At 67.7% G+C, this 12,373-nt stretch carries 13 protein-coding genes; 7 read left to right on the top strand and 6 right to left on the bottom strand.

Translation table 11 applies throughout. The features are described from left to right. Positions 1 to 11 precede the first annotated feature (11 nt). Complete coding sequence (locus tag EPA99_RS04570) at positions 12 to 548, top strand: adenine phosphoribosyltransferase (RefSeq protein ID WP_129470015.1); 537 nt, start codon at positions 12 to 14, stop codon at positions 546 to 548. 190 nt (positions 549 to 738) lie between these two features. Here the strand turns inward: EPA99_RS04570 and dbpA are convergent, their stop codons facing one another. Together dbpA and EPA99_RS04580 are read right to left on the bottom strand one after the other, a co-directional pair. Beyond that, positions 739 to 2,109 carry an ATP-dependent RNA helicase DbpA gene (dbpA, locus tag EPA99_RS04575; protein ID WP_129470016.1) on the bottom strand — a complete coding sequence of 457 codons (1,371 nt, stop codon included), beginning with the start codon at positions 2,107 to 2,109 and terminating at the stop codon, positions 739 to 741. A 38-nt stretch (positions 2,110 to 2,147) separates the two neighbouring features. Then, the gene (locus EPA99_RS04580; RefSeq protein ID WP_129470017.1) at positions 2,148 to 2,591 is read right to left on the bottom strand and encodes a barstar family protein; all 444 of its coding nucleotides are present in this window, start codon (positions 2,589 to 2,591) and stop codon (positions 2,148 to 2,150) included. 644 nt (positions 2,592 to 3,235) lie between these two features. Between EPA99_RS04580 and EPA99_RS04585 the strand changes: the two genes are divergently transcribed. Together EPA99_RS04585 and EPA99_RS04590 are read left to right on the top strand one after the other, a co-directional pair. Continuing rightward, positions 3,236 to 3,844: a rhomboid family intramembrane serine protease gene (locus EPA99_RS04585; protein ID WP_206733705.1), complete on the top strand. Its 609-nt coding sequence runs from the start codon at positions 3,236 to 3,238 to the stop codon at positions 3,842 to 3,844. Positions 3,845 to 3,920: 76 nt separating this feature from the next. Further along, the gene (locus tag EPA99_RS04590) at positions 3,921 to 4,631 is read left to right on the top strand and encodes a hypothetical protein (protein WP_206733690.1); all 711 of its coding nucleotides are present in this window, start codon (positions 3,921 to 3,923) and stop codon (positions 4,629 to 4,631) included. An 86-nt stretch (positions 4,632 to 4,717) separates the two neighbouring features. Here the strand turns inward: EPA99_RS04590 and EPA99_RS04595 are convergent, their stop codons facing one another. After that, positions 4,718 to 4,909, bottom strand: coding sequence for a hypothetical protein (locus tag EPA99_RS04595; protein WP_129470019.1), 192 nt, complete (start codon positions 4,907 to 4,909; stop codon positions 4,718 to 4,720). Between the two features lie 202 nt (positions 4,910 to 5,111). Between EPA99_RS04595 and EPA99_RS04600 the strand changes: the two genes are divergently transcribed. The 3 genes from EPA99_RS04600 to EPA99_RS04610 all read left to right on the top strand — a co-directional run bounded on the left by EPA99_RS04600 (position 5,112) and on the right by EPA99_RS04610 (position 6,794). Further along, positions 5,112 to 5,411, top strand: coding sequence for a GNAT family N-acetyltransferase (locus EPA99_RS04600; RefSeq protein ID WP_129470020.1), 300 nt, complete (start codon positions 5,112 to 5,114; stop codon positions 5,409 to 5,411). Next, positions 5,411 to 6,304 carry an RsiV family protein gene (locus EPA99_RS04605; protein WP_129470021.1) on the top strand — a complete coding sequence of 298 codons (894 nt, stop codon included), beginning with the start codon at positions 5,411 to 5,413 and terminating at the stop codon, positions 6,302 to 6,304. Before EPA99_RS04600 ends, EPA99_RS04605 begins: the two co-directional genes overlap by 1 nt. A gap of 88 nt (positions 6,305 to 6,392) precedes the next feature. After that, a complete protein-coding gene (locus EPA99_RS04610) occupies positions 6,393 to 6,794 on the top strand; it encodes a hypothetical protein (protein ID WP_129470022.1) in 402 nt (133 codons plus the stop codon). A gap of 81 nt (positions 6,795 to 6,875) precedes the next feature. Here EPA99_RS04610 and EPA99_RS04615 read toward each other — a convergent pair whose 3' ends face one another. After that, a complete protein-coding gene (locus tag EPA99_RS04615; RefSeq protein WP_164978563.1) occupies positions 6,876 to 9,053 on the bottom strand; it encodes a M3 family metallopeptidase in 2,178 nt (725 codons plus the stop codon). Between the two features lie 152 nt (positions 9,054 to 9,205). Here EPA99_RS04615 and EPA99_RS04620 point away from each other — a divergent pair, with 152 nt between their 5' ends. Beyond that, positions 9,206 to 9,688: a glutathione peroxidase gene (locus EPA99_RS04620; protein WP_129470023.1), complete on the top strand. Its 483-nt coding sequence runs from the start codon at positions 9,206 to 9,208 to the stop codon at positions 9,686 to 9,688. A 75-nt stretch (positions 9,689 to 9,763) separates the two neighbouring features. Here the strand turns inward: EPA99_RS04620 and EPA99_RS04625 are convergent, their stop codons facing one another. Next, positions 9,764 to 10,543 (bottom strand): ferredoxin--NADP reductase, encoded by a 780-nt coding sequence (locus EPA99_RS04625; protein ID WP_129470024.1) that lies wholly within the window; start codon positions 10,541 to 10,543, stop codon positions 9,764 to 9,766. 131 nt (positions 10,544 to 10,674) lie between these two features. Then, entirely contained in the window at positions 10,675 to 12,228 is a 1,554-nt protein-coding gene (locus EPA99_RS04630) for a pseudouridine synthase (RefSeq protein WP_129470025.1), read from the bottom strand. Positions 12,229 to 12,373 lie beyond the last annotated feature (145 nt).

Genomic DNA, 12,373 nt, shown 5'->3' on the forward strand with positions numbered 1-12,373 from the left:
TCAGGATCGCCATGTGTAATACCGCCCCCCGCCGTGCCTGGACCGACCTGGTCCGCGACGTGCCGGATTTCCCCAAGCCGGGGATCCGCTTCAAGGACATCACGCCCGCCTTGGCCGATCCGCAAGGCTTGGCGCAGGTCGTCGAGGCGCTCATCGCGCCCTGGCACGGCGCTGGCGTGCAGGCCGTGGTCGGTATCGAGGCGCGGGGCTTCATCCTGGGCGCGGCCATGGCGCAGGCGCTGGGAGCGGGCTTCGTGGCCATGCGCAAGCCCGGCAAGCTGCCGGCGCGCACGCTCTCGCAGTCCTATGGCCTGGAGTACGGCAAGGACTGCCTGGAGGTCCACGAGGACGCCCTGCCGGCAGGCACGCGCGTGGTGATCGTAGACGATGTGCTGGCCACCGGCGGCACGCTCGGCGCGGCGCTGGCCCTGTGCGCGCGCCTGCGGCTGGACGTGCAGGGCATCGGCGTGCTGATCGAGCTGGAAGCGCTGGCCGGCCGTGCGCGCCTGCCGGCACAGGTGCGCATCGAGACCGCGCTGCGGGTGTGAGTGCCTTCGGGCGCGCTGTGCGCTTCAGACGCGGCGCTTTCGTGGGAGCCGATTCATCGGCGAAGGGGCATGACCGGGAAAGCCCATCGCCGATGAATCGGCTCCCACAGGTTGCAGGTCCCACTTCTAAGTGCCGCGATGCCAGTGCGAAGCCCGCTGCTGGCGACCGGCCGCCGTGGCGATCAGCCGGTCACAGCTGGCGTACGCGGAAGCGCCGGTTCTTGATGCGGCCTTCGGACAGGCGCGTCAACGCCTTGCCGGCCTGCGTGCGCGCGATGGCCACGTAGGAGCGGGTCGGGAAGATGGCGATCTTGCCGATCGCCGCGGCCTGCAAGCCGGCATCGCCGGTCAACGCGCCGAGGATGTCGCCCGGGCGCAGCTTGTCGGTCTTGCCGCCGTCGATGCGCAAGGTGGCCATCGGCGCGGGCGGGGCGCTGCCGGGCCTGGGCGCGCTGGCCGGGCGCAGGCGCGGCAGCGGTGCGCCGTGCAGCTCCTCGATGCGTTCCAGGCGTGGCAGGTCGCGCGGGGCGCACAGGCTGATCGCCGTGCCCGAACGCCCGGCGCGTCCGGTGCGGCCGATGCGATGGGTGTAGGTCTCCGCATCGCTGGGCAGGTCGTAATTGATCACCAGGTCCACGATGTCCACGTCCAGCCCGCGCGCGGCCACGTCGCTGGCGACCAGTACGTTGGCGCTGCCGTTGGCGAAGCGCACCAGCACCTCCTCGCGGTCGCGCTGCTCCAGATCGCCATGCAGGGCCAGCGCCGAGAAGCCGAAGTGGCGCAGGGACTGGGCCACCTCGTCGGCGTCCTTGCGCTGGTTGCAGAACACGATGGCAGCGGTCGGGGCATGGCGCGCCAACAGCCCGGCCAGCACGGTCTGCCGCTGCGCCGGATCGATCTCCACCAGATGCTGCTCGATCACCGGAGCGGCCTGGGCGGCGTCGGCGGACAGCTCCAGCGGGGTCTTGAGAAAGGCCTGCGCCAGCACGCGGATGGGCTCGGGGAAGGTGGCCGAGAACAGCAGGCCCTGGCGGGTGGCCGGCGTGCGCTTGACGATGTCGCGGATGGCCTCCTCGAAGCCCATGTCCAGCATGCGGTCGGCCTCGTCCAGCACCAGCACGCGCAGGCGCGCAAGATGCAGGGCACGCTTGACCAGCAGCTCCTGCAGGCGGCCGGGCGTGCCCACCACGACGTGCGGGTCGTGCTCCAGCGAGGCCAGCTGCGGCTCCAGCGCCATGCCGCCGCACAGCAGCGAGATCTTCAGGTTGCTCAGCCCGGTGCCGAGCGTACGCAGCTGGCGGGCGACCTGATCGGCCAGCTCCCGAGTCGGGCAGATCACCAGCGCCTGGGTGGACACCTGCGCCAGATCGATCTGCTGCAGCAGTCCGAGTCCGAAGGCGGCGGTCTTGCCGCTGCCGGTCGGGGCCTGGGCGATCAGGTCCTGACCTTGCAGGATGACCGGTAGGGCCTGGGATTGAATGGGCGTAGGCGTGGTGTAGCCCAGTGCCTGCAGGCCGGGGAGCAGCTGCGGGGACAGGCCGAAGGTATCGAAGGAATCCATGCGCGCATGATCGCAGTCTGGCGCCGCGATCGCACGGATCACAACGCCGGTGCGCGCCGCATGGCCTCGAAATCGGCGTCGCGCAGCGCCAGGAAGGCCCAGAACGGCACCCCACGCGCCAGCCAGGCCGCCTGGACCTGGTCGAGCATGCCGATCAGCGCGTCGAAATCCTGCTCATCGGTGTCGTGCATCTCGCCGGCGCCATCGAACAGCAGCACATACCCGCGGGCACCCAGCCAGTGCAGATCGCGCAGGGCCTCGGACAGGGCATCCCAGCTGCGCCCGGCAGCCACCGGCGCATCCACCGAGACGGCGATGCGCAGCAGCAGGGTCGCGCGGTCGCCGATGCCGGACAGGTCCACGCGTCGGACCTCCAGTTGCGCGGCATGGGCATGGCGCGACATCAGGTCCAGCTCGTCCAGCGCGACATAGAAAACCCCCGCATGCGCGGGATTGGCCAGCTCGGGATCGAAGCCTTGCATCAGGACACCCCACCATGCGGCCGGGACAACAGGTCTTGCATATACGCTCGCTGCGGGAGGCACGACGCGGAGACTCCATCCCCGACCATGCCACGATCACAGAACGCAACATCATGTCCGCGTCCTCGCTTCGCCGGGGCCATCCCTGCAGGGCACCGGCGGGGGCGCCACATCCATGCGGACAGGACCGGCACGCACGCGCCCGTCCTGCTCGACATGCTGTCGATGTGATTCCCCTTCGCCAGGGTCATGCCCTCCCACCCGGTCCAGCGCGTGAAGCGCATCGTCCCGGAAAGGCCGAAGCCTGCATGTGTCGAGGGCATGTCCTCGGCGAACGCAGGATGCTGGCACAGCCGGACGTCAAAAAGCCACGCACCTCGTTGGCAGATTGCAGCGCGCCCGCGCGCTCGAAGCAATCGCCATCATGCATTGGTGCCGTGCCGCAAACACCGGAACGTGAACAACGCCTTGTCAGGCATGACTTTTGGCCTATCCTCGCGCCGTGTTGCGAAGCACCTTCACCATGGCCGTCGTGGACATCGATGCATCGGCGACAATACACATCGGCATGGCCTTCCAGGCATGCGCCCCCACTCCCGCGGCGATGCCACATCGCCCAGCTTCGACCGAGAGAACCGATGCCCATCGCCACGTACGCCCTGATCGCCCTCACCGCCGTGGTGTCCTGGGTCGCTTTTAACCAGCGCAAGCTGGCCGACCGGCTGATCCTGTGGCCGCCGGCCGTGCACCGGCACAAGCAGTACGACCGGCTGCTGACCTATGGCTTCATCCACGCTGATTTCCTGCACCTGTTCTTCAACATGATCACACTGTATTTCTTCGGCGGGCAGATCGAGGCGGTGATGGGGCAATGGTCCGGCCCATGGACGTATCCGCTGTTCTACCTGTCGGCGCTGGTGGTCTCGATCCTGCCCAGCTACCTGAAGAACCAGAACAACCCGAACTACCTCAGCCTGGGCGCCTCCGGGGCAGTCTCGGCGGTGCTGTTCTCCTTCATCCTGCTGGCGCCCTGGCAGTTGATCTTCGTGTTCTTCATCCCGATGCCGGCCTTCGTGTTCGCGGTGGTCTACGTGGGCTACAGCATCTGGATGGACCGGCGCGGCGGCGACCGCATCAATCACAGCGCGCACCTGGCGGGCGCGGCCTACGGCGTGATGTTCATGCTGATCATGCGGCCGCAGGTGTTGGGGCACTTCCTCGATGCCTTAATGCACCCCAGCTTCGGGCGTTGACCCTGGCCGGAATCACGGCTGGTGAATGTTTTCCGTGGTAACTCGGGCCGCGTGTGAGCAACCAGGAGCCCGATCTATGGCAACACGCGCACGCAAGGCCCCCGTTGGTAAGACGGCAAGCAAGGCGGTCAAGAAGGCCGCTGCGTCACAGCAGGCGTCCAAGAAGACTGAGAAGAGCGCCACGAAGAAGACAGCCAAGCACGTCGCCGATGTGCCGCAGGCCAAGAAATCGGCGATCAAGAAAGCGACTGCTCGCAAAGCCACCACGCCCGAAGCAGTTGGCAAGAAGACCGCGGCCAAGGCAGTCGTCAAGACCGCGGCCAAGACCGTCAAAAAGACCGCCTCCGGGGCCGCGGCGGGCAAGGCAACGCCAGGCAAGCGGAGCACCGAGCGCGCTGTCGCGGCAAACGATGCCACGCGTGCGGGCAGGGCGGCCGCTGCCGGCAAGGCGTCGAAGGGCAGGGCCAGCAGCACGGTCCCGGTAGCTAAGCAGGCCGGTGCGAAGCCCTCGCTTTCGGCTTCCAAGCCTCGCGCCAAGCGCAAGGTGACCCCAGACCAGGCCTTGAGGAAAACCAAGGAGTTGCTGGCCGCCAAGCAGGAACAGGACCGCCAGGTCCAGCCTTGGCAGTTGCTGGATGAGCATCCGCCCACCGAGCCAGGCTTCCAGCCGCACGAAGCGGCCGCGGCCGCCAACGAGCTGCACTTGGCCGAGACTCGGGCCAAGGCCATCCAGGGCAGCGCCGGGACCCAGGACCGTCGCAACCAGGGCAGGCGCGATCACCGCTGAGTGGGCGCAAAAAAGCGCCGCGGACAAGGGTTGCCTGTCCGCGGCGTTGAGGGATTCGATGTCGCCGAATCTAAAGAACTAAGCTGTCAGCCGATGCTTGCGGTCTGGTCGGCCGATTCGCCCTCGCCATAGGTGGAGAGCAGGCCGTCGTAGACAGCTTTATTGAGCCTTTCGAATTCCCATTCTTCGGTGTTGCCGGTGACCACGAGTTGGTACAGGCCTTCCAGCAGCGTGAAATCGCTGGGAAGGTGAGGTGTGCTGGCGTCGTTGAGACTCATCGATCTACATCCCCCTGTGGCTATGCTTCCTTTGCGGGACATCGACGCATGGAGCGTGCCAACCCGTTCGGTTAGGAGAAATGTTCACTGGTTCGCATTCAGGCAAGGCTGCGCCGCAGGAATGTGACGCAATGGGTCAGCCCTGTCGCTTTCGTCACCTGCGGGCGCTGACAATGGGCGCCATCACCTGCCGAGGCACGCCATGGTTACCGATCCATCGTCCCCGTCCGCCACCCCGCAGCACCAGCCGGGGCGGCATCGCTTCGTGTTCGTTCGCGAGGATGGGGAAGCCGAGCTGACCTATCACCTGGACCCAGCCGGCGCGCTGGTGGTGGACCATACGTTCGTCCCCGATGCCTGGCGCGGCCAGGGCATCGCGGCGCTGTTGATGGGGGCCTGCGTGGACCATGCCATCGCCCAGGGGCTGAAAGTCGTGCCGCGGTGCTCCTACGCCGCGGTGTTCCTGGACAGGCACCCGGAGCTGGCGGAGCGGGTGAGCTGATGGGCAGGGCAGTCTGGGCAGGGCACAAGCCCTTGAACGCCACGCTGTTGGTGGCGCTGGCGCTTGGATTGGGCGCTTGTCGGAAGGAAGCCGAGGCGCCGTCCCAGCCCTCCGCAGCGGCGCAGCAAGCCTCACCGCAACCGATGGAGGAGGGCGCGCCGGCCACCGTGGACCAGCCTGCGGTGCCCGAGTTGAAGGACACCTTCGAGTCTTCCGCGTCCTACATTTTCGGGGTGAGCTACGCGCCGGGTATCAACCAGTACCCAGGGTTGGCCCGGCATGTCTGGAATTATGTCCAGGCCGCGCGCAAAGACACCGAGGTCGCCGCCGGAGACGGTCCGCAGGCTGGCGCGGGCAACGCGCCGCACGAGCTGTCCCTGACCTTCAGCCAGGTGATCAAGACGCCGGACCTGGTGGTGATCGCCGCCGATGGCAACCGCTACACCGGCGGCGCCCACGGCGAGCCCCTGGTCGAACGCTACGTCTGGCTGCCGAAACAGGACCGGCTGCTCGACGCGGCGAGCCTGATCCCCGACGCGGCGGGTTGGCAGGCGGTGAGCGCGGCGGCGCGTGAATCGCTGCGCACTGCGGTCTCGCTGCGCGCCGACGCCGAGTCGCTGCCTCCGGAACAACGCGAGCAGATGGTGCGACAGGCCGGCAAGATGATCGACGAGGGCACCGAACCCGATCCAGCCAACTTCACGCGCTTCGTGCCGGTGCTCGATGCTAATGGCAAGGTCACCGCGCTGCGGTTCGTGTTTCCGCCCTACCAGGTCGGGCCCTACGCCGAAGGCACGCAGCAGGTCGAGGTCCCCGCGGCGGTACTGTTGCCGCACGTGGCCCCCGACTACCGCGGCCTGTTTACCGGCGGCGCACCTGCCGTCGCCAACTGAACGGCGCTGCAGCGCGCAATGCGGGCTTCAGGGGATGTGAATCGGCCAGGGACTAGGGTGAGGGCATCGCAGTAAGCAGGAGCTTTCCATGCACAAGCCTTCCCGCAGGCCGATCACGCTGGCCACCGTGCTGGCGATCGCTGCGACCTCGCCGATGGCGCATGCGCAAACGGCCAGGCCGCAGGATCCCAACGCGCCGCGGCTGAGCGTGCCGGCCCCTCAGCGCCCGGCCACGCCGCGCCTGGCCGATGACGCCGCAAAGCGTGCGGTGCCCCCGGCCATCCCCCGTAGCGGTCCGGCGACGTTGAAGGACCAGGCACCGCGCAAGCCCGAGGCTGTCAAGCCAGCGACACCGGGCGTGGTCACCGACAGAGCCGGTCAGCCCATCTCCGGCGCCGTGGAAGTGGGGACCAACCGCGTCCTGGACCCGCGCACCGGGCAGATCCACAGCACCGTCCCCACCGCCAGTGGCGCGCAGGTCATCGACTGACGCGCAGGGCCTGAAGCACCGCCTGAAACGACGAAGCCGCAAAGATCCGCGGCTTCTTCGCATGCGAGGCAGGGGACGAGCTTACTTGCTGGATCCGGCCGCGCCGCCCTCGCTGGTCAGTCCGCGCTTTTCGAGCAGGGGCTCGATCTGCGGCGCGTGGCCGGCGAAGTTCTGGAACAGTTCCAGCGCGTCCATGCTGCCGCCGCGGGACAGCAGGGTCTGGCGGAAGCGATCGCCGTTGGCGCGGCTCAGGCCGCCATGGTCCTCGAACCACTTCTGCGTGTTGGCATCCAGCACCTCCGACCAGATGTAGGCGTAGTAGCCAGCCGAATACCCGCCCATGATGTGGCTGAAGTAGGGCGTGCGGTAACGCGGCGGCACCGGGGCGTAGGCGATGCCATCGGCGGCCAGCGCCTTGGCTTCGAAATCCATCACCCCGGCCGCGGCCGGCACCTGGTCCACGCTGATCTGGTGCCAGCGCTGGTCCAGCATCGCCGCGCCCAGGTACTCGGTGGTGGTGAAGCCCTGGTTGAACTTGGCCGCCGCCACCACCTTGTCCAGCAATGCCTGCGGCATGGCCGCGCCGGTCTGGTGGTGCTTGGCATAGTGCTTGAGGATGGACGGATAGTCCGCCCACATCTCGTTGACCTGCGAGGGGAACTCGACGAAGTCGCGCGGCACGCTGGTGCCGGAGAAGTAGGGGTACTTCACGTTGGAGAACATGCCGTGCAGCGCATGGCCGAACTCGTGGAACGCGGTGGTCACCTCGTCCCAGGTCAGCAGCGTGGGCTGGCCGGTCGGCGGCTTGGGAATGTTGAGGTGGTTGGCGACCACCGGCTTGAAGCCGGTCAGCTCCGACTGCGACACATAGGAGTTCATCCACGCGCCACCGCGCTTGGACGCGCGTGCGTAGGGGTCGAAGATGAAGATCGCCAGCTGCGAGCCATCGGCGTCGAACACGTCGTAGACGTAGGTGTCCTCGCGATACTTCGGCAGGTCGGTGCGCTCCTTGAAGCTCAGGCCGTACTCCTGGTTGGCCGCATAGAACACGCCGTTTTCCAGCACGTTCTTCATTTCGAAGTAGGGCTTGAGCTGGGACTCGTCGAAGTCGTACTTGGCCTGGCGCACCTTCTCGCTGTAGAAGGCCCAGTCCCAGGCTTCCAGCTTGAAGCTGGGCTTGCCGGCGGCCTTCTGCTCCTTGTCGATCATCGCCTGCAGGTCGGCGGCCTCGCGCTTGGCGTTGGCCACCGCGGCCGGGGCCAGCTTGCCCAGCATGGCGTTGACCGCCTCGGGTGTCTTGGCGGTCTGGTCTTCCAGCGAGTACGCCGCGTAGGTGGGGTACCCCAGCATCTTCGCCTTCTGCGCGCGCAGGGTCATGATGCGCGAAACGATCGCGGTGTTGTCGTAGGCGTTGCCGCGGCTGCCGCGGGCCATGGAGGCCTTGTGCAGCTTCTCGCGCGTGCTGCGGTCGGTGAGGTTGGTCAGCGGCGGCTGGCCGGTGGTGTTGAGCAGGGTCAGCACGTACTTGCCCGGCAGCTTGCGGGCTTTGGCCTCGTCGGCCGCGGCGGAGATCTCGCCCTCGCTCAGGCCGGCCAGCTGCTTGGCATCGTCCAGCACGATGGCCGAATCGTTCACCTCGGCCAGCACGTTCTGGCTGAACTGCGTGGCCAGCTTGGCCAGCTCGCCGTTCATCTCCTTCAGCTTGGCCTTGTCGGCGTCGGCCAGCTTGGCGCCGGCGCGCACGAAGTCGGTGTGGACCTGTTCGATCAGGCGCACGCCCTGCGCGTCCAGGCCCAGCGAGGTGCGGGTGTCGTACAGCGCCTGGATGCGCGCGAACAGCTTGCCATTGAGATTGATGGCATCGCGGTGGGCGGCGAACTTGCCCGCGTACTCGGCCTGCAGCTTCTTGCGCGCATCGTTGGTATCGGTGCCGACCAGGTTGAAGAACACCGTGGTGGCGCGGTCCAGGATCTGGCCGCTCTTCTCCATGGCGATGATGGTGTTGTCGAAGGTCGGCTTGGCCTTCTGGTTGGCGATGGCCTCGATTTCCTTCAGCTGCTGGGCCATGCCGGCGTCGAAGGCCGGCGCGAAATCGCTGTCCTTGACCTTGTCGAACTGCGGATAGTGCAGCGGCAGCGGGCTTTGGCTGAAGAACAGGTTCGCAGAGGCCGCATTGGCGGCGGGCGTGGCGGCAGCGGCGTAGGCGGGCATTGCAAATCCCAGGGTGGCGGCAAGCGCCAGGGCGAGGCGGGTGGTCAAGCGGGCGACTCCGGAGAACGTGTCCGCCAAGCCTAGCCCAGCGCGCCGGCGACGAGCCCGTGACAAAGGACAGGGGTGGGCTGGACCGGGTGCCCAATTCCCACAGAGCAGGCATGATGGCCGAACTGCATGACACACAGGACAGGGACACGATGACCACGGCCTTCGACTTCAGCGCGCGCCGACTCGAGGGCCAGAGCCAGCCCTTGTCCGACTTTGCCGGCCAGGCGCTGCTGATCGTCAACGTGGCCAGCAAGTGCGGCTTTACGCCTCAATACGAAGGCCTGGAAGCGCTCTGGCGTCGGCATCGCCAGGCCGGCCTGGTGGTGCTGGGATTTCCCTGCGACCAGTTCGGTCACCAGGAGCCGGGCAACGCGGCGGAGATCGCGCAGTTCTGCGCGCTGCACTACGAGGTCAGCTTTCCCATGTTCGAGAAGGTCGAGGTCAATGGCGCGGCGGCGCACCCGCTGTGGCAGTGGCTGTGCGCGCAGAAGCGCGGGGTGATGGGGACCCGGGCCATCAAGTGGAACTTCACCAAGTTCCTGGTCGGCCGCGAGGGTCAGGTCCGCGCGCGCTATGCACCGACGACCAAGCCTGAGGCGCTGGAGCGCGACATCCTCCAGGCGCTGGGCTGAGTGGCAGCCAGGATCGGCAGCCACGGCCGCCGCTGCCCGGCGTCTGGTCACTGACCCGGACAGGTTGCGGCGGTCTTACTTCTCGACGAAGGCGCGCTCGAACACGTAGTGGCCCGGGCTGCCGATGCGATGGGAGGCCTCGAAACCGCGCGCGTCGAGCAAGGTGCGCAGGTCCGAGAGCATCTGTGGGCTGCCGCAGATCATGAAGCGGTCGTTGGCCGGGTCCAGCGGCGGCAGGCCCAGCGTGCGCTGCATCTCGCCGCTGGCCATCAGCTCGGTCAGGCGCCCGCGGTTGGCGAAGGGCTCGCGGGTCACGGCCGGGTAGTACATCAGCTTGTCGCGCAGGATCTCGCCGAGCAGCTCGTGGTTGGGCAGGCCGTGCTCGAAATAGTCGCGATAGGCCAGGTCCTTCTCGTAGCGCACGCCGTGGGTCAGGATCACCCGGTCGAAGCGCTCGTAGGTTTCCGGGTCCTTGATCACGCTCAGCCACGGTGCCACGCCGGTGCCGGTGCCCAGCAGGTACAGGTTCCTGCCCGGATGCAGGTCGCTGATCAGCAGCGTGCCGGTGGGCTTCTTGCCCACCAGGATCTGGTCGCCGGGCTTGATGTGCTGCAGGCGCGAGGTCAGCGGGCCGTCCTGCACCTTGATGCTGAAGAACTCCAGCTGCTCCTCCCAGTTGGCACTGGCGATGGAGTAGGCGCGCAGCAGGGGCTTGGCCTCGGTCTGCAGCCCGATCATCACGAACTGGCCGTTCTCGAAACGAAAGCCTTCGTTGCGGGTGGTGGTGAAGCTGAAATAGGCATCGGTCCAGTGACGGACCTCAAGCACGGTTTCTGTACCGAACGCTGCAGACATGGAATGACGTGGATTTCGATGGGGGAAGGCGCCCGAGAGTCTAACCTAGATGAGAGTTGATCTCATTTGAGGCACCAAGAAGAGCGGGATGAGCGGAAAACGGGACGGGCGCGGTGCTGCCCGTCGCAGGCTCAGCCGTGACCGCCACCGCGCGGACCGCGGTTGCCGCCACCCGGGCGGCCCTGGCCGCGCGGACCATTACCGCCGGGGCGCGGACCGCCGCCACCGGGGCGGTTGCCACGACCAGCCGGACGCGGGCCGCGGTTCTGCTGCGGCTGGCCGTAAGGGCTGTAGCCCGGGGTGGCGTAATCGGACGGGAAAGCCGGCGCATTGCCGGGGTGGCCATAAGGCTTGGGCGAGGCGTTGCCGCGCTTCTGGCCCTGGCCCTGGCCACCACCGAAGCTCTTGCCGCCCGCGGCGCCGCGAGCGGCGCCCGGGCCACCCTGGCCGGCGGCCTTGGTACCGCGGTTGCCGCCGAAGGGCTTCTTCGGGCCGGCGTTGCGGTGACCGGACGGACCGGTCTCCACGCCATCGGGCACGTACCAGGTGCGGAACGCAGCCGGATTGCCGTCGGGCAGCGGCTTGGGACCCTTGGGATTGCGCTGCTTGAACGGCTTCTGCGACTGCTTGGCCGCCGCTTCGCCGCTGACCGTCAGCCCGCCCTTGAAGCCGCCGCCCTTGCCGCGACCGCGGCCGCGATCTTCGCGCACGTGGTCGAAGCGGCGCAGCTCGCGGCCTTCGTCGGCGGTGTTGTGGCCGTTGACGTAGGCCTGGCTGCGGCCGTCGCGGCTGACCTGCACGGTGGCCTTGGCGGCCTTGCGCTGGCCGATCACCGGCTGCAGGGTCAGCGCGGCCGGCGCGCCTTCCTCCAGGCCCAGCTGCTGGCGCATGGCCTGCACCTGCGCCTCGGGCAGATCCTGCGACTGGCCGCGCAGCAGCGGCTGCGGCAGCGACACCTGGCCGTAGCGCACGCGCTTGAGGCGGCTGACCTGGCAGCCCTGGGATTCCCACAGGCGGCGCACTTCGCGGTTGCGGCCTTCCTTGACCACGACCCGGAACCAGTCGTGCGAATCGGTGCCGCCGATCCTCTCGACCTCGTCGAACTTGCCCGGGCCGTCTTCCAGCGCCACGCCGCGACGCAGGCGGTCGACGATGTTGTCCGGCACGGTCTGCTCGCCTTCCGGGGCGCGCACGCGCACCACGTATTCGCGCTCGACCTCGTAGGACGGGTGCATCATCGCGTTGGCCAGCTCGCCATCGGTGGTCAGCAGCAGCAGGCCGGTGGTGTTGATGTCCAGGCGTCCGATGGCGATCCAGCGCGCGCCCTTGAGGGCCGGCAGCGCTTCGAACACCGTCGGGCGGCCTTCGGGATCGTCTCGGGTGGTGACTTCGCCTTCGGGCTTGTTGTAGATCAGCACGCGCGGCGCCTCGGTCAGCGCGCTGGCCACGAAGGTGCGGCCGTCCAGTTCGATCTTGTCGCCGGTCTTGACCGACATGCCGGTTTGCGCGGTCTCGCCATTGACCTTGACCAGGCCCTCGGCGATGCGCTGCTCCAGCGCGCGGCGCGAGCCCAGCCCGGCCTGCGCCAGGACCTTGTGCAGGCGCTCCTCGAGCTTGGCCACGGGGGCCTCGTCGGTGTCGGTGGCGCGCTTGAGCGAGAGTTTGTTGCGGGGTGCGTTGTTCATGACTTCTGCTCCGACGAGACCACATTGGCGTCGTCTTCTTGGGTTTCAGGATCGGAATCGGCAGGGGTATGGACCGTGCCGTCTTCCGGAGTGTCTTGCGTGACCGCCGGGTCTTCCGGCGGGGCTTGCGGTGTTGCGATGTCTG

The organism is Pseudoxanthomonas composti (genome assembly GCF_004122095.1).
GTDB classification, from domain to species: domain Bacteria; phylum Pseudomonadota; class Gammaproteobacteria; order Xanthomonadales; family Xanthomonadaceae; genus Pseudoxanthomonas_A; species Pseudoxanthomonas_A composti.